Source organism: Alloyangia mangrovi (assembly GCF_002300555.2).
Lineage (GTDB): Bacteria > Pseudomonadota > Alphaproteobacteria > Rhodobacterales > Rhodobacteraceae > Salipiger > Salipiger mangrovi.
The window spans coordinates 62,517-79,649 of record NZ_NTHN02000009.1 but is presented as its reverse complement, the minus strand read 5'-3'; the positions used below and the strand labels follow the sequence as shown (position 1 = coordinate 79,649).

12 protein-coding genes and 1 pseudogene are annotated in these 17,133 nt (G+C 67.4%); 2 read left to right on the top strand and 11 right to left on the bottom strand.

Annotated features, from left to right (window positions below; all coding sequences use genetic code 11):
• The first annotated feature begins 3 nt into the window (after positions 1-3).
• Positions 4-1,281: a TRAP transporter large permease gene (locus CLG85_RS07160; RefSeq protein ID WP_095884201.1), complete on the top strand. Its 1,278-nt coding sequence runs from the start codon at positions 4-6 to the stop codon at positions 1,279-1,281.
• Between the two features lie 141 nt (positions 1,282-1,422).
• On the opposite strand, the gene CLG85_RS07155 is transcribed toward CLG85_RS07160, so the two are convergent.
• From CLG85_RS07155 to CLG85_RS07105, 11 genes are all read right to left on the bottom strand, one after another.
• A complete protein-coding gene (locus CLG85_RS07155) occupies positions 1,423-1,686 on the bottom strand; it encodes a DUF3604 domain-containing protein (protein WP_235865514.1) in 264 nt (87 codons plus the stop codon).
• A gap of 205 nt (positions 1,687-1,891) precedes the next feature.
• Entirely contained in the window at positions 1,892-3,982 is a 2,091-nt protein-coding gene (locus CLG85_RS07150) for a cyclic nucleotide-binding domain-containing protein (RefSeq protein WP_176476729.1), read from the bottom strand.
• A gap of 24 nt (positions 3,983-4,006) precedes the next feature.
• A complete protein-coding gene (locus CLG85_RS07145) occupies positions 4,007-4,390 on the bottom strand; it encodes a DUF3307 domain-containing protein (RefSeq protein WP_095884204.1) in 384 nt (127 codons plus the stop codon).
• A complete protein-coding gene (locus CLG85_RS07140) occupies positions 4,387-9,420 on the bottom strand; it encodes an AAA family ATPase (protein ID WP_260348636.1) in 5,034 nt (1,677 codons plus the stop codon). Before CLG85_RS07140 ends, CLG85_RS07145 begins: the two co-directional genes overlap by 4 nt.
• 372 nt (positions 9,421-9,792) lie before the next feature.
• On the bottom strand, positions 9,793-11,385 hold the full coding sequence (locus tag CLG85_RS07135; protein WP_095881657.1) for a hypothetical protein: 1,593 nt from the start codon (positions 11,383-11,385) through the stop codon (positions 9,793-9,795).
• A 500-nt stretch (positions 11,386-11,885) separates the two neighbouring features.
• Positions 11,886-12,614, bottom strand: coding sequence for an anti-sigma factor (locus tag CLG85_RS07130; RefSeq protein WP_095881658.1), 729 nt, complete (start codon positions 12,612-12,614; stop codon positions 11,886-11,888).
• The gene (locus tag CLG85_RS07125; protein ID WP_176476539.1) at positions 12,611-13,075 is read right to left on the bottom strand and encodes a sigma-70 family RNA polymerase sigma factor; all 465 of its coding nucleotides are present in this window, start codon (positions 13,073-13,075) and stop codon (positions 12,611-12,613) included. Before CLG85_RS07125 ends, CLG85_RS07130 begins: the two co-directional genes overlap by 4 nt.
• 260 nt (positions 13,076-13,335) lie before the next feature.
• Positions 13,336-14,142, bottom strand: a complete 807-nt coding sequence (locus CLG85_RS07120) for a DUF4394 domain-containing protein (protein WP_095881660.1) — start codon at positions 14,140-14,142, stop codon at positions 13,336-13,338.
• 376 nt (positions 14,143-14,518) lie between these two features.
• Entirely contained in the window at positions 14,519-15,082 is a 564-nt protein-coding gene (locus tag CLG85_RS07115) for a fasciclin domain-containing protein (RefSeq protein WP_095881661.1), read from the bottom strand.
• Positions 15,083-15,182: 100 nt separating this feature from the next.
• Complete coding sequence (locus CLG85_RS07110) at positions 15,183-15,578, bottom strand: anti-sigma factor domain-containing protein (protein ID WP_375796904.1); 396 nt, start codon at positions 15,576-15,578, stop codon at positions 15,183-15,185.
• Positions 15,579-15,872: 294 nt separating this feature from the next.
• The gene (locus CLG85_RS07105; protein WP_095881663.1) at positions 15,873-16,430 is read right to left on the bottom strand and encodes a sigma-70 family RNA polymerase sigma factor; all 558 of its coding nucleotides are present in this window, start codon (positions 16,428-16,430) and stop codon (positions 15,873-15,875) included.
• 285 nt (positions 16,431-16,715) lie between these two features.
• Here CLG85_RS07105 and CLG85_RS07100 point away from each other — a divergent pair.
• A pseudogene (locus CLG85_RS07100) lies at positions 16,716-16,855 on the top strand (IS3 family transposase); the annotation flags it as partial.
• Between the last annotated feature and the right edge of the window lie 278 nt (positions 16,856-17,133).

Below are 17,133 nucleotides of genomic sequence, written 5' to 3'. Positions count from 1 at the left end.
GACATGACCATCACGCTTCTCTTCGTCCTGCTCTTCGTGCTCATCATCGTGGGCGTGCCGGTGGCCATCGCGCTGGCAGGGGCATCGCTTGCCTTCATCCTGTCGGGCACCGTGCCGCCGATGGTGGTGGCGCACCGCATGGTGAACGGGGTCGACAGCTTCCCGCTGCTCGCCGTGCCCTTCTTCATCCTTGCCGGCAACCTGATGAACACCGCCGGGATCACCGAGCGCATCTTCAACTTCGCGCTGGCGCTGGTCGGCTGGATGCGCGGCGGGCTCGGCCATGTGAACGTCGGCGCCTCGGTGATCTTCGCGGGCATGTCCGGCGCGGCGGTGGCCGATGCGGGCGGGCTTGGCGCCATCGAGATCAAGGCGATGCGCGATGCGGGCTACAAGACCGACTTCGCCGTCGGCATCACCGCCGCCTCCTCGACCATCGGGCCGATCATCCCGCCGTCGCTGCCGATGGTGATCTACGGCGTGGTGGCCAGCGCCTCGATCGGCCAGCTCTTCGCCGCGGGCTTCATCCCCGGGCTCGTCATGGCCGTGGCTCTGATGCTGATGGTGGCCTATTTCGCCCGCCGCGACGGGTTCAAGCGCGACCAGCCTTTCGTGCTGAAGGTGCTCGGCCTCAGCTTCAAGCGCGCCTTCCTGTCGCTGCTGACCCCGGTGATCATCGTCGGCGGCATCCTCACCGGCGCCTTCACCCCGACCGAGGCCGCGGTGGCGGCCTGCGCCTACGCGATCTTCCTCGGGGCAGTGGTCTACCGCACGCTCACCCTGCGCCGCCTGATCCGCGTCAGCTACGACACGATCGAGACCACGGCTGTGGTGCTGCTGGTGGTGGGCGCGGCGTCGATCTTCGCCTGGATCCTGACCTCGAACCGGGTGCCCGAGATGGCGGCGAACCTGCTGCTCGGCGCGTCGGACAACCCGGTGGTGATCCTGCTGCTGATCAACCTCATCCTGCTCATCGTCGGCTGCTTCATGGAGACGGTCGCGGCGATCACCATCCTCGTACCGGTGCTGCTGCCGGTGGCGGTGCACCTCGGGGTGGACCCGGTGCACTTCGGGGTGATCGTGGTGCTGAACCTGATGATCGGCCTGCTGACGCCGCCGGTGGGGATGGTGCTCTACGTGCTGAGCCGCGTCGCCAACATCCCCTTTGAACGCGCGCTATCGGGCACGGCACCTTTCCTGATCCCGCTGGTTCTCGTGCTGCTGCTGGTCACCTTCGTGCCGGGCATCACGATGTGGCTCCCGACGCTGATCTACCGCTGATCCCCGCGGGGGCCTTCCAGACGCCGATGAGCTCGGGCGCGCCGATGGAATTCTTCCAGCTCACGCGGCTTGCCCGCGCCCTCCCGGTACCCGGTCGCCCGACCAGACCGCGCCGCGCCCGGCCGTGGCCTGCTTCCAGCCCTAGGAACTGAGCGCAGGGTCAGGCGCCTCGATCACCACGCGCTCCCGGCGGTGCAGCTCGGGCTGCAGGCCCGAGTGCGTGCCGAAGAAAGTGTCCTCCTGCGCGGTGGCCATGCCAGCGTGCGATTTCGTGGCTCCGACCATGCCGACCTTGAAAGGGTTCACCCCGGGTTCCCGCTCGATGGCAAGGCCGCGCTTCAGCGCCCCGTACCGGAGCCGCCCCTGTTCTGTCGAATGTTCCTGGGCGTGGGCGGCAGGCGGCAAGACAGCCCGCGCGCGGAGCGTCAGGGTCAGAGGCGCGCGGAAACATAAGATGTTTCCATGATTGAATAAATTCTGCTTCGGATGTCTATACCCCAAGGCGAAGGCCAAAAGGAAGCACCAGGAACCCTACAGAGACCAAATTGCCGCGATATTCCCTGCCCGAGATGTGAATGCGTTGCCGCCAAGGGCGGCTTCCGGGCAACGGTTATTGCGGCGGGCGTTCGTAGATGTGCAGCAGCCGAGTCGATTGCGATAGGCGACGGGCGAGCGTCGCGGCGATCCGTTCCGTGACCGCAAGCGCGAGGTCGGGCCGGTCCCGTTTCAGGCGGTCCATTGCTCGGGCATCCAGCTCCATCAGGGTGCAGGGCTCCAACGCCCGGACCGAGGCGCTCCGACGGGCGCCGGAGACCATCCCCATCTCGCCCACCACCGCCCCGGGGCGGAATTCCGCGACCCTGAAAGCGGCGACACCGGAGCGGTTGATCTCGGCGACCAACGTTCCCTGCTCGAGCACGTAGAGAGCGTCCGGCGGCTCGCCGATCCGAAACAACACCTCGCCGGCGGCAAGCGCACGGCGTGACAGGACAGGGTCGGGGAATTCGGCCTCGATCTGCGCCAGAGTCTGGCGCAACTCGTCCTGCTCATCGTCCTGCGGGGCGGCGCTGAGGATGTCCTCTTCGACCAGCCGCAGCGCATCATCGAGGCGTTCGACAACGATGGCCGTCGTGCCGATGCTGCGGCTCAGGTCGGCCTCGACCTCGCGGTTCATGCCGGCAAGATAGACCTCGATGCCCCGCCCGGCGGCGCGCTGCAGGAACTGGCGCACCCCGGTGACGGCAGAGACGTCCACACCCCGCACGGCCTGGAAATCGAGGATCACCCGGGCAGCGCCACAGCCGAGCGCCTCGTCGAGCACGGAGTCGAGCGCCGGCGCCGAGCCGAAGAAGAGAAAGCCGGTCAACTGGACCACGACCGCCTCCTGCTCCGAGCCGGCAAGGCGCAGCTGCCGGGCTTCGCTGCGCTCGACCGAGGAGCGGCGCAGTGCGGCGTCGAACCGCGCCCGGCGCACCGGCAGCCGGGCGTAGGCGAAGCTGAACCGCAGGGCCGCTGCGACGGTTCCCACGGCAATGCCGGTCAGGAAATCATAGGTCAGGGTCACGCCGAGGATGGCAAAGAGCAGGGCGGCGTCGGGCCGAGGCATCCGGCGCGGGGCGCTCCACAGCCAGGCGTGGATCAGACCCAGCCCAAGGTAGTTCATCAGAAACTGGAAGAGCACCTGCGGCATGTCGAGGATCCGGCCCGGGCCCACGGCGAGAAACCCCGCGACGACCAAGACCATGCCCAGGGGCGCGAGGCGGCTGCGGGCCGGCGCGATCTGCCAGGCAAGCTGGGTCAACGCGTAGGATGGAAAGGCGACGATGCTCGAGAAGGCGGCGTTCCAGAGGTTCTCTGGCAGGCACCAGCGCAGGAAGGGGTCGGGATCAAGGCCGTCCGCGTCCTGCCGGTTCAGCGCGGTCAGGTTGACTAGCACGCTCAGCACGCTCAACCCCGCGGCGAGGAGGATCGACGGGGCAAGCTGCCAGACCAGCCCCCAGTCGATCACGCCGGCCAGCAGCGGCAGCCGGTGGTCCGCCATCTCTGGGGCGGGCGCGGCGAGCGGACCGGGCTCGCCCGGCAGGATGCCGGAGATCGCGACGCAGAGAGCGCCGAACGCCAGCAGGCCGATGGTCTGATGGCCTTTCTGGGCGAGCGCAAAGGCGCCCAGGGCGCAGAGCAGGGGAGGGGCCCAATCCGCGGCGGTGGCAAGCACGGCGGGCAGGCCATCGCCGGGGCTCAGGCCGCGCAGGACCAGCAGCATCCCGGTTGCGGCGAGAAAGCCGCCCAGCACCGGATAGGGCACCGCCACGCCGAGGCGCCCGAGCCGCAGCCGCCCGAAGAGCGCCATGGCAAGTCCCGAGAGCAGCGCCGTCAGCGACAGCAGCGCGGCCATCGTCGCGAAGGCCGAGGCCTGCGAGCTGCCCTGCAACGCCTCGCCGATCTGGGTTGCCGGCGTCAGCAGGACCATGACGGTGATCGACTGCGCCTGCCACAGGAGCCCCTTGATCCGCTCGGGGACAAGGATCGTCAGGCTGCCGCCGAGGCTGGCGACCAGCCCGAAGGCCAGCGCGTCGTGCTGGAAGGCCGGGGCCGCGGCGCTGAACAGCAGCGAGATGAAGAGCGACAGGTAGAGGCAGGACAGAAGACCGGCCAGCGCGCCGGCAAAGAGGCGGCGCAGGGCGTGGCTCAAGGCAACCATGGACAGTTCCGGTCTTCGCATCGCTCACCGATCTGTCACCGCGGCCAGGGCCGCGATCAAAAGGTAGGTCCACTGGTGCAGGAACTGATCCACGCCGAGGCCGACCCAGAAGCCCCGATCGCGCAGGGTGAACCCATACCGCCGCACGACCCGGTCTTTGGCCCAGTCGATGTGGTAGTGCAGGGTCATCTCTCCCAGCGCGAGCAGCAGCGCGCAGAGCGGCCAGACCCAGAACAGCAGCACGACCAGCGTCACCGAGCCGTGCAGCCCTGCATGCCTGATCCCTCCCGGGTGACCGTAGGTGCCCTTGTTCGCCGCCATAGCGGCAGATTGCAGGGTGAAGTCGCAGACCAGATGCTTGGCTTGCAGGCAGGCGACAAGGAGCAGGAGGGACGCAGCCTCACTCATCCGACCGCAGCCTCCCTGCCGCCGCGGGGCGCGCCGCCCTCGCGTGATGCCTGTGCTCCTCCGGCTCCGCGCCGCTGCCTGCGCGGCACCGCCGGGCCAGCGCTTCGGCAACCGGATCGCCCCCGGCGACCGCGCTCGCCTGCTGGAAGAGAGCCGCTGCCCGGTCTGGATCCCCCCCCCGCCATGGCCGCGACCGCCCGCTCGAAGGTCGGCCGTGCCCGTATCAGCGCCTCGATCATGGCAGGGTCGTGGGTCTCGAGGAATTCGTGGACCTTCAGGGCGGACGACAGGCCGCGGACCCGCATCTCGCCGAGCGACCTCAGGGCGAAGCGCTCCGGCTGCGCCAGCCGGGCCACGGTCTCTTCGGAGACCAGAACGCGGCTGCCGAATTCCTTGTTCAAACCGTCAAGCCGCGCGGTCACGTTGACCGGGCTGCCGAGCACGCCGACCTGGATGTGATCGGGATCGCCGATCATGCCCAGCGTCACCTGCCCCAAGTGCACACCGGCGCCGATGGCCAGGGCCGGCAGATCGCCCCGGCTGGCATTGTAGCCGTTCAAGCCGCGCGCCATGGCGGTCACACCGAAGAGCGCCATGTCCGGCCCGCCCGGGAACAGCGCCAGCAGCCCGTCACCCATGTAGTTGCCGACAAAGCCGCCATGCGCGGCGATCCCCGGCTGGACGTGCTCGAGATAGCGGTTGATCATCTCGATGGTCTGTTTCGGGCCGACCTGGTGCGAGATCGCGGTGAAGCCGCGAATATCGGCAAATACGACGGTCATCTCGGTCTCGGCGTATTGGTTCAGCCCGACATCGGTGATCTCGGCCTGTCCGAGGGTCTGCATCAGGTGCTCTGGGACGAACCGGCGGTTGGCTTCGGATTGCCGGGTCTGCGCATCGAGCGCCCGTTGCAGATGGTGCAGCAGGCGGGTGTTCTGCAGCGCGATCGCCGCCTGGTCGGCCAGCGCCTGTACCAGCGCCATGCGCGAGCCGGAAAAGGCATGTCGGGTGACCTCGCTGTGCAGATAGAGCGCACCGAGCACCGAGCGGGCCTGCTGGATCGGCACGCAGCACAGCGACCGGGGCAACGGCTCTGCCGCGTCCCGCGCTGCCGGGGCGAAGTCTTCGCTGGCGGGATTCTGCGACACGACCGGGGCGCCGGTCCGCAGACAGACATCCAGGACCGCGCGCAGAAGGGCAGGTGGCCGGTCCAGCCTTGCAAGCTCGGTGAGGGCGCCACCTGGCGGGGCGGTCATGCCCTCGATATACGGTGCGCCGCCGCCCTCCGGGCTGGCGGGATCGTGCAGCGCAATTGCGCAGAAGTTGGCGCTCCCCGTCGCCAGCGCCAGCTCGGCGAGCCGTGGCAGCAGCATGCTGGCGTCGGTCTCGGCGGTGATGGCGGCAAGCAGGTCCATGAAGTTCCGCAGGTCCGTGGCCGCCAGCGTGTCGGGCTGATCGGGGTCCTTCTGGCGGGCGGGGAGCGCGGCTTCGGACCGGATCGCGTCGCCGAGCGCCGGGCACCCCCAAGTATCCGCCGCCGCGCTGGCCCGCCGGGCGGCCTCACTGGCCGCGTCCGGGTGGTGCGCCCGGTTCAGGAGCCTGGCCTGCGCCCGTGCGGCGAGCGCGGTGTAGAACGGCTTGTTGGGGCCGGCGTGCGTCTCGGCCTCGGTTAGGCAGAGCAGGGCCTGCGCGTCCTCGCCCTCTGCGGCGAGGCTCTCGGCCCGGAGCAGCGCGAGCGGATGCCCAAGGTTGACGTTGCCGTGGCGGTGCCAATAGGCCAGCCGCCGGGTCTGGGCGCGGGCGATGCGGTGCATCCGCCGCGCCTGCGACGTGTCAGCCTCGGCCAAGCGCCACGCGTTGAGCGCCCGCAGGAAGGCAAGCCCGGGCACCAGCACCTGCGCGACGATATTGCTCTCGTACTTGGCGGCGAGCGCGAGACGTTCCTCGGCCCGGTCGAACCGCCCGGCGAGAAAGTCGAGCACCCCGGCGGCGATCGAGCTGATGGCGACCTGCACGCCGTTGCCGGCGCGCAGGAACTCCCGAACCTGCGACGGGTAGTCGAACTCCGGACCGGTCAGCTCTTCGGGAAACTCGGGCTGACTCAGGAGCGCGAGCAACTCGGCCCAAGCGAGGAAGCAGTCCCTCACATGGGGCATGTTGGTGCGCCGCAGGAAGTCCACAACCTCAGGATGGCGGCCGGGCGTATCGACGCTCCGCCCCAGCAGGAAATCGGTGTAGAGCATCACCCCGGCGCAATATGTGGCGTCTTCCTGGTCCCCGGCGTTCTGGTTCTGCACCCAGCTGTCGTAGAGCTGGGTGACCACGTCGCCGAGCGGCTCCTTCCAATGCCGCACGAAGGTGTCGAAGACGAATTTCGTCTTGGATTGCGCGGTGCCGCCGTAGCGCGCGCCGACCTCCAGTGCCAGCAGGCCGTATTTATACCCCCGGTCGAGCATCCCCAGCGCACCGCAGAGCACCAGCGCCAGCACGGCAAAGGAATAGGGTGCATGCGGGTTGAGCCCGTGTTTCAGCGACAGGCGTGTGCCGGAAATGCACAGCAGCGGCAACAGGTTGGGCTCGGAGAAATAGGCCACGGTCGAGGATTGCGACATCAGGCGGACAGCGGCGCGCACCCGCGGATCCTCGGCCTCGGGAAGGGCGGCGAAGCTGCGCGGGTCGCGTCGCCCCTGAGGCACCAGCGTTCGGAGGACCTCGATCAGGACGCGCCCCAGCCCGGGATGGCGCGGCAGCGTGACCCCGAGCGCCGCCGCGGTGGAAATGCAGAGGTCCGCGGCCTGGTCCATCTCATTCTCCATCGAGAGGTAGCGGATCCGCATGCTCTGGATGTCGGCGATGACATAGGGGTCTTTGGACTGCGCGAGCACCGCCTGCGAGCTGCGCTCCATCGTGTCGCGGTCGTTGAGCGCGAAGGCGCATTTGGCTCGCGCCATGTGCAGCCGGAGCCAGTGCTCGGGCCGAGCCTGCGCCGTCTGGGCAGCGAGCATCCCCTCGACGGTTTCGAGATAGAGCCGGGCGCTGTCGAAGGCGAGCGCGAGTTGCGCCTGTTCCGCGGCCATGAGCCCGATCCGGAAGAACCTCGGCACCTCCTCGGCGGTCATCTGGGCAGGATCGATCCATTCGAGATGGCCAAAGATCTGTACCGCCTGGCGCGGCAGCATGTCGTCGCCCGCCGCCTGCAGGTCGAGGCGGGCGATCATGAGGTGGCGGGCGCGCCGGGCGCCGTCATGCAGCCGCTCATGCACCACCTGCCGGATCTGGTCGTGCCGGAACCTGTAGCCTGCGTTCAGCCCGGGGTCGGTGCCCTCGGAGGTCCCGCCGAGCGCCGCCAGCACCGAATGCTCGGGTCCAAGCGCCAGGATGATCGTCTCGTCGATGGCGTGATCAAGCCATCGCGCGGCCTCCGGGCGGGTCATCTTGCCGACGCGCGCCAGCGTGTCGAGATCGAACCGGCTGCCGACGCAGGAGGCGGTGTCGAGCAGGTCGAGCGTCTGGGGCGGCAGGCTGCGCAGGCGGGCCGTCATGTATCCGGTGACGGACCCGGGTATCTCGGCCGCGGCCATCGCCTCGTCGTCGACCTCCCATCGGGCGGCGGTCGGGTCGAAATAGAGCGTGCCGTCGCGGGCCAGCTTGGTCACATATTCGCGCAGGAAGAAGGCGTTGCCCTGCGACACATGGGTCAGCCTCTCGGCGAGCGAGGACAGTTCCGAGGGATCCCGCACCAGGCTGTCGGCCATCATCTGCGCGACGTCGCGGCTCTGCATCGGGCCGAGCACGAGTGTCTCGGACAGGGCCGCGCCCGCGTGGCAGGCCTCGATCACCCGGTGGGCGGGATGCGAGGGGTCCACATCGGTCGAGCGGTATCCGAGGATGACCATGAAATGACCAAGGCCGGAGGTCTCGGCCAGCGCCTCGAGCAGGTTGAGTGACGCGTGGTCGGCCCATTGCACATCGTCGAGGAACAGCACGAGGGGCGTGTCCTGCGTCGCGAAGACAGAGATGAACCGCGCGACGATCCCGACGAAGCGGCGGTTCGCCTCGGCAGGAGGGATGTCCTCGGGGGGCGGCTGAGGCCCCATCACCTCGGCGAGCTCGGGCACGAGCTCGGTCAGCAGGCCGGCGGACGGCCCAAGCTGGTTCTCCAGCGCGCTGCGGTAGCGATCCCGCACCTCCGGCTCGGCACCGAGCAGTGGTCGGATCAGCGCCTGTGCCGCCTGGGTGAAGGCGACATAGGGCTGGTCCAGCTTGAAGCGGTCGAACTTGCCGGTCACGAGCTGCGCCCCGGCCCGGACGAGTTGCCAGCGGCACTGCGCCACGAAGGCGGTCTTGCCGATGCCGCTGGGTCCGGCGACCGACACGGTGGTGCGCTGCCCCCGAAGCACTCCGGCGCGCAGGATGTCGATCAGCCGTGCCTGCTCCGGCGCGCGACCGTAGAGCCGCGTGCTCAGGCGGAAGCGGGTCGCGACCTCGGTGGACAGATCCTCGAAGGGACGGATCACGCCGGATTTCTCGAATTGGGCAAGGCAGCGTTCGAGGTCGCGCACCAGTCCGAAGGCGCTGGCGTAGCGGTCGTCTGGGTCCTTCTGCAGCAGCTGCCGGGTGATGCGCGCCAGCATTGCGGGCAGATCCGGGCGGTCGCTGTGGAAATCGGGGATGTCCCGGGCGACATGCGCATAGGTCAGCTCGGCGATGCCGGTCTCGGGGTAAAGCACGCGCCCGCACATCATCTCGGCAAAAGTTGCGCCGAGCGCGTAGAGATCCGCGGGGACGTCGATGGTCACTTCGATCCGTCCGGTGAGTTCGGGCGCCGCATAATCGGGCGAGGCGCCGATCTCGGAGGCAGGTAGCCCGATCTGGCCATGATGCCGCGTCGCACATTCGAGGCTGAGGCAACGCGCCTGTTCGAAATCGCCCGAAATGAGAAGCCGGGCAGGGCGCAGGTCCCGGTGCAGAAGCCCCCGGCCATGAAGCGCCGCGACCAGCCTCGCGAGCGCCAGCATGCTGCGGATCAAGGGCTCGACCCGCATGCCGCGCGGGGGGGATCAGGCTCGCGAGGAGACGCTCGTCGGTCCCGGCCGCCGTGGCCGCGTTGACCGCCAGCACGGTGCCCCCGGCGCTCGCGAGCTGACCGAGGGGCCGTGCGCAAAGCGCGACCCCTGCCTCCGAGGCGCGCGCGATCGCGGAGCGGAAGCCTGCCGAGACGGCGATCGTATCCCGTCTCGGGCTCTGCAAGACGAACCAGGCCACCGTTCCATCGGGCATCGAGCCCTGCCAGACCGCACCGCATCGGTCCTCGGCAATCTTCTGGCCGAAGTCGGCGACCACCGGCGTGGAGGCCGCGGCAATGTCCTCGTTCACCTTCACCTCGGGCCGTGCCGGGCCGGTCAGTACTGTATGCTCTGCGGGATGGTCCGCTCATAGGGCACGATGGTCGTGTCCCCGTCCATGATGGGGTGCAGTGGCTGACAGTTGGTAACCGCGCTGGGGCCGTCCGGGCTCGTACTCGGCGCAACGCGCTGCAAGAGGCCTGCGTTCACAGCGCTCAGGTTCTCGGTGAAGGCCTTGGCGGCTTGTTGCAGGCCGTAGTCGGGCAAGGCGTAGCGGGTCTCGAAGAGATTGGGTTCGATCGCCCAGGCCTGGAAGAACATGTACTGACAGAGCGCCGCACGCTGCATGTCGTTGGGGCTGAAGATCCGCTCCTTGGCGTTGTCGACCTCCGCTTCAGTCCGGGTCTTGGGCGGCGGGCGCCGGATGCGGAGGCATTTCTCGACCGCCGTGATCTGGTTGGAAAAGCTCCAGTGATCGCCGCCATGCGACACCGACGCGTTCCACATGTAGATCGCCATGACCTTCGCCAGCGTGTCGCCCTCGCCGATCTGATCTGCGTTCGGGAAGCCGTGGACATGGGTGTGCAGGTATTTCGCCCAGAGGCGGGTATACTCCATCATCGGGTCATTGGCGGAATCCTTGATGTAGTCGGCCACGATCTTGCAGAACGGCAGGAAGGCCTCCTCGTAGTAGCGCGCCAGCCAGGTGCCGTAGAAGGAATGGAACAGCGGGTGCTCGCTGTCCGCCATTTGCGGTTTCATGTAGTTGTAGCGGGGGTAGGCGCGCGGGTCGTACCCCTCGCGCTCGGTCAGCCCGGCATAGCCCGCCCCGAAGAGCAGCTTGAGGTTGTAGGCATTGCCGGTCAGCGGGTCGAACCGCGTACCCTGCGCATTGTTGTTCACCACCGACTCCGCGCTTTCCAGCACGGCATTGTCGAGCGCCAGCGAATAGGCGCTGTGTGGCAGGAACATCTGAAAGATCGGGTGGTTCATGGGCAGGGCAGTCTTGGTGATCGCATTGACCGAATTCATCGGAAAATGCAGCGCCGGATGAACCACGAAGAGCACATGGTAGGACGCGCCCTGCAGCGCGTAGACCATCGCGATGCCGAAGGAGCTGTCGGTGTCGCGGACCAGGAGCCCATCGACCTCGATGACGCGGCAGAGGTTCCTTCCGGTCGCGTCCTCCTCGAAATAGACCTTGGTGGGAGCGACATGCATTCCGTCGAGCGGAACGATCTTCTTCATCGCCGAGAAGTCGTATTTCGTCCAGGTCCCGGTTTCCAGCGCCTTCCCCAGTTCCGGCCCATCGTCGTCCTTGGCAAAGGCCGCGCGGCAGGCCTCAAGTTCCTCGTCCTGCATCTCGACGCGGAAGCGGGTGAACAGCGTTTCGGTCATGATTTGATTGAACCGCTCGGCTGTAACACCCCTCCATCCCGCCATGCTGGCCGCGTATTGCGCGGCATAAGCCGGGTAGCCGACACGCGCCTTGAGGTAGCGTGCGCCGATGGTTTCGTTGAAAAGCAACTCTTCCATCGGCGGGATGTTCAGCACCTCGTCGGCGCAGATCAGAGGGTGAGACGGAGAAGGCTGGGGCCAAGGCCCCTTGCGCGCATAAAGAAATTGGTCCGGCAGGTCATTCATTTTCATGGTCGTGCCCCTGTCATTGAAAGACGTCGGTCTTCTTGGAAACCCGCACCCATTTACATAAGAAGTGTGACCCGAATCCGGGAAATTGCGCAACTTAATTGCGCGTTTTGCGTGCGCTTGAGGAATGTACGTTCGTCTCCCGGTGCAAGGTGGCGCGGTCGGCTCGCCATTGGCTTCGGGCCGACTGGGGCAATGTCTTGCTCTTCTCAGCCATGTCGCCGGGAAAGCCTGCGCGCCTGCCGCCGTCGACCTCGGCCTTCTTGCCCCAGTCGTCCAGCGTGTCCCGAGTGGCCTATCTTCGCGGCAATCGACATGATCGCCCGCCACCGAGAACCTTGCGGGCTCGCGCCGTCGAGACCCATCCGCACGGCGCGCGCGGACTTCAGGAGAGGGCTTGTTCGTGATCTTGCCGACGATGCTTCTTCTTGGGAGTTGGAGTCTCCGGCAAACCCGGGGCGGTTTCCAACTTGGTCACGCCCAGAGCCACCAATCCTGTCGCCTCATGTCACCGGCTCCTTGGCCAGACCCTTGCCGAGGATAGGCCCGGTCGGGAGGTTGGTCGGCGAGCCGCCGGCGGGCTCGAAGGTGATCTCGTAAAGCTGCGCCGGATGCGGCTCGGGCAGACCTTCGACACTCAGCACGCGCGACAGGCCGGTAGAGAGCAGACCCAGCGAGACGGGCGGGCCGTCGTCTTCGGGCTTGGTCCAGACCTGCATCACCTGGCCCGAAGGCACGTCAGGCCGCTCGAGCAGGGTCACGCGTGTGGTGTTGTCCGGGCCGCTTTCGACAAGCGCGATGGCTTCGCCGCGGTCATCCAGCAGCACCGCCACGACCAAGGGGTCAGATGGCATGAGCAGGGACCAGCCCAGCAGGCAAGCCAGCAGCAGGCTGGCGGCGATCCCGGTCACGGCGGCGTAGCGCCAGCGGGTCAGGCGCGCGCGCAGCGGGGCAAGGTCGATCACCTCGGCACCCGCCGTTTCACGCTCCGGGGCAGGCGGCTTCTCCTCCGATACATCCAGCCGCGGCGCGAGGCGATCCCAGAACCCGTCGGGCAGCGGCAGGTCGTCGGCAGTCTCGTCGAGCGGAGCGAAGCGGTCACGCGCGCTTGCAAGCCGCGCCGCCACCTCGGGGTCGCGCGCGGCGAGCTCCTCCAGACGCGCGGTATCAGCCTCCGAGGCAAGCCCGAGGACAACCTCGTCGATCAGCAGGTCAAGAGAACGGTCCGTCATGACAGGCACTCCCTCAGCTTGAGCAGGCCGCGCCGGATACGTGCCTTTACCGTGCCCAGCGGCGTTGCCAGCCGGCCGGCGATCTCGCCGTGGCTGTGCCCGAGCACGTAGGAGGACAGGATCGCCCGCCGGGTCGCCTCGTCGAGCCCTTCGAGACAGCCGCGCAGGTCTGCCGAGCTGGGCAGCCGGTCGAAGGCCGCATCGACCAGGGCGCCCTCGGAGGCGCGGTCGATTGCCTGCGGTTCGGTCGGCACTTCGCGGTCCTCGCTGCGCAGCATGGTCAGGCAGCGGTTGCGCAGGATGGTGTAGAGCCAGCCCTTGGCGCTGCCCCGGCTCTCGTCGAACTGATGCGCCCGGCGCCAGACCAGCACGAGGGCCTCCTGCACCGCGTCTTCGGCAAGGTCGATCCGGCCCAGCATCCGACGCGCGACACCGAGCATGCGCCCGCCCTCCGCTGTCATGATGCCGCGCAGGGCGGATTTGTCGCCCCCGGCACAGGCCCTGATCAAGGCTGCATGATCCGTCACGTGACTTCCTGCTCTCCCTGTGCCGCCCTCTAGCGCTGCGGCAATGGGACTACGGCTAGAGGCCGCTTGCCGGCCTGTCAATTTACACGAGATGGCAGGGCCGGATGCGCGCTGAGACGTGGCCGATTTGCGTGACCTCTTCGAGCCGGGCGCAGGCATGCAGCCTGCGCCCGACATGGACGTAAGGCGAGACCTCACATCTCCGCGGTCATGAAGGTGATGTCGCGCAGCATCGCGCCGCCCGCGCCCTCGAGATCCCAGCTTTCCTGCACGGAGCCGTCGTCGAGCGAGAGAGTGTGCAACTGACCCGCAGCCACGAGCCAGGCGGTGTTGGTGCCCTCGGCATCGGTGGCGATATCGAAGGCGTAGTGGTCCGCGCCCTCGATGCCCAGCTTGCCGACCGCGGCCAGCGTGCCGTCATTGGGCGAGGTCTGCCGGATCAGCGCGACGATGGTGCTGTCGATGTCGTACATCGCGGTGCTCTCGGGCTTGCCGAAACTGTTGATATAGGCCGCCGCAACGATGGCCGGGGCCTCGCCCGCGTGCATGTCGGCCTCCTCGAAGGCCAGCGAGCCGTCGACCGTCACCGCACCGCTTTCGATGTCGACGCGGTGGTTGGTGGTGCCCGACATGAAGCGCAGCTTGTCGGCCATCGGGTTGAAGTCGACGATCACCGGCGCGCCCGCCTCGATCATAAGCTCCTTGTCCATGGTCGAGATCACGGTGGCCGCCCCGGTCTCGGGATCGATCTCGACGATGTCGAATGTGTCGGTGACGCCGATCAGCTGCCCGTTCGAGGGGCGCAGGTCGATACCCAGAAGCCGGTCGACGCCGGTCACTTCCATGGACTCCGTCACCTTGGCAGAGCTCGTGTCGATCACGTGCAGCATCTTGTCGCCGCTGAGCCCGATCGCGGTCATCGCGCCATGATCGTCGGCCAGCGCACCGGTGGCGGCAGAGGTGGTCAGCAGCAGGGTCAGGGCGGAAATTGTCTTGTGCATCGTTCAGTCTCCTCAGGTCTCGAGCGCGGCCATTCCGCGGCTTCGATATCCCTAGGACTCGGGCTCGCGCCCGTTTGGATGCGTCGGGGCCAAAATTTTGTTTGGCCTCCCGGGGCTCCGGTGTCGGCCAACTCCCGGCGCAGAGCGGCCGCGAGGCCCGCAACGTCCTTTCCCGGGCCGGTTCCAAGAGCTTTCGTGACAGCTGCGGAGAGGTAACTGGCGCGGCATGACTGCATTCGCCAAGACTTGTCTGCTGTCGATCAGCCGCGGGTGACGAAGAAGGAGCGCCACGCGCCCCTTTCTCTTCTATCCGAGGTCGAGGCAGTATGCGCCCGCGACAGGTGTGATGTCGCGGGCGCGCTTGTCCATGGCGCGCTTACTTGGGCACCAGGACGTGATCCACGACGTGGATCACGCCATTCGACTGATCGACATCGGCGATCGTCACGCGGGCAACCGTGCCGCTTTCATCATAGATGTAGAGCATCCCGTCCTTCATCCGGGCCGATAGCGCGTCGCCAGAAACGGTCGTGAAGTTCGCCAGCCCGTCCGAGCTCGCCCGTGCCTTCTGCATGATCTTGGCGGCGGTCCAGTCGCCGGCCAGCACATGCGCCGTCAGAACCTTGGTCAGCATCGCCTTGTTTTCGGGTTTCAGCAGTGTCTCCACCGTTCCGGCGGGAAGCATGTCGAAGGCGGCGTTTGTCGGGGCGAACACCGTGAACGGCCCGGGTCCCTGAAGGGTTTCGACCAGGCCGGCCGCCTGAACCGCGGCGACCAGGGTCGTGTGATCGGCAGAGTTCACCGCGTTTTCGACGATGTTCTTGGACTCGTACATCGGCGCGCCGCCGACCATCGGGTTTGCGGAAAAGGCCGGGGCCGCGAAGCCAAGGGCCGCGACAAGGCCGAGAGCGAGGGCGGACGTGCATTTGATGTTGGTCATGATGTTTCCTCCAGAATGCGCCGGTTTTGTCCGGGGCTGCAGAGGATACGAAGGCGCGATTGGCCGCGTTGCACCAAGGCGTGGAAAAAATTCCGCGGCGCTAGAGGCTCGGAACCTGCGCTGTTGCCAGCACCGGCCCGCTTGGGCCTGCCACGGGCGATCCCCCCGCCGGCTCCAGGCTGACCGCCAGCACATCGCCCGCGCGCACCTCTGCGCGCACCTCTGTCGTGCGCGGGGCGAGAAGCCCGAGGGACGCGACCTGTCCGTCGCGGATCAGCCACAGCTGATAGGACCTCCCCTCGGGGTCGGGTGCATCGGACAGTCGGCGGAAGACCAGCCGTTGGCTGTCGCCGCGGACAGCGATCTGCAGGTCCGGCGCACTAAGCTCTGCAAGATGGGTGCCAGGGCGGTGCAGCGGGACGCCCCAGATCGCCACGAGCGCCACAGCCGTCGCCACGGCGAGCCCGAGTAGAACCGCAACTCCACGCCTGCGCACGCCCCCCGCGGTCGTCCTCCGGTCCGTGACTGCCCGGCGCAGCCAGCCAAGCACGCCGCCGCGCTGGGGCAGGGGTGCCCCGAAGAGCCTGTGTTCGGCCCGGTCCAGCACGGCGGAGGGGGGGCGTTACGGCCGCGAACTCGACGTTCAACTCCGAGAAGCGCGCCTGCCACATCTCGACCTCCCGCGCGAAGGCCGGATCGCGGGTGATCCGGTCCTCGGCCCGCGCGCGGTCCTCGGCCGAGGCAAGCCCCAGCACGTAGTCCGCCGCGAGATCGGGGGTCTCGTCTTCCGTCATGCGTCCATGCACTCCTTGAGCTTGCGCAGGCCGCGATGCAGCCAGCTGCGCAGGGTGTTCAGCGGGATCCCGAAGGTGCGCGCGATGTCGTCATAGCTGCGCCCGTCAAGGTAGGCGCTCCGGATGGCGGCGGCACGGTCCGGGTCGAGCGTTGCGAGGCAATCGGCGATGCGTCGCGCCTCATGCTTCAGTTCGACGAGAGTTTCAGGCCCCGGCGCGGCGTCGGCAACCTCGAACATGGCCGCATCGTTCGAAGTGGCGGCCTCACGTCGCAGTGCGGCCGTGCGCGACCGCAGGCGATCGAGGCAATGGTTGCGCGCGACGGTCACAACCCAAGACATGGGCTGGCCGCGCAGGGGATCGAACTGATGCGCCTTGCTCCACAGCTTGACCATGATCTCCTGCAACGCGTCTTCTGCTTCGGCCCTGTCCCTGAGCATACGAAGACAGACCCCGAAAAGTTTCGGGCCGGCTTCGGAATAGAGGTTGCGCAGCGCGGTCCTCTCCCCCTGCGCCATGCGCAAGAGGATGTCAGCCAGCGGTTCCTCGGTCATGGGTCCCCCTCTTATGAGGGCAGGACGCATGCCAAACACGCCCGATGTCAAGGAAAACGAAGAAAATGGCGATCACGGCGGTGGATTGCCTGCTTCCTGTGGGCCTTGCGCCAGCGGTCGGGCTGCGGGTGAAACGCAGGTCATCCGGAAGCCGGTCAAATGTGTGGCGCGGTCTTGGATGTCGATATCACCCTGCAGCCGGCGGGACGCCGCACCCAGCCCGTCGATTCTGGTCCGGGCGGCTGCCGAGGACAAGCACGCGCCGGATGTCTCACCGTGTATGGCGCCTTCGAAACCGGGTCCGCGGCCCGGGCCGGCATCGGCAAATGGATGACTTTCTACAACATCGAGCGCCCTAGTCCGCACGTGCAGGTAGAACACCGGTCGAGGCACATCAGGGCCCTGACCTACAGGCGGCAGCATGATCAAAAGGCAAGCCCGGCAGCGCCGCGAACCTGTCCGGGAAATGGGGGCCACTTCAGAAAACGCGCTTTCGCTGCAACTGCTCATAGCCTTTGGCACATTCGCGAAAGCGAACGCGCATGGGAAAATGAATGATCGCCGAACCCCCCCCTTCGAGGGGTCAAACTTGCGGTTGGCTCGAGGATGTGCTGTAGTATTTGACCTCTCTTTTACGGTTTTTTTCTCTGGCTCCGGCCACGCGTGGCACTGGGCCGCATTTTGTTCGTGGAAAAGATTGGAG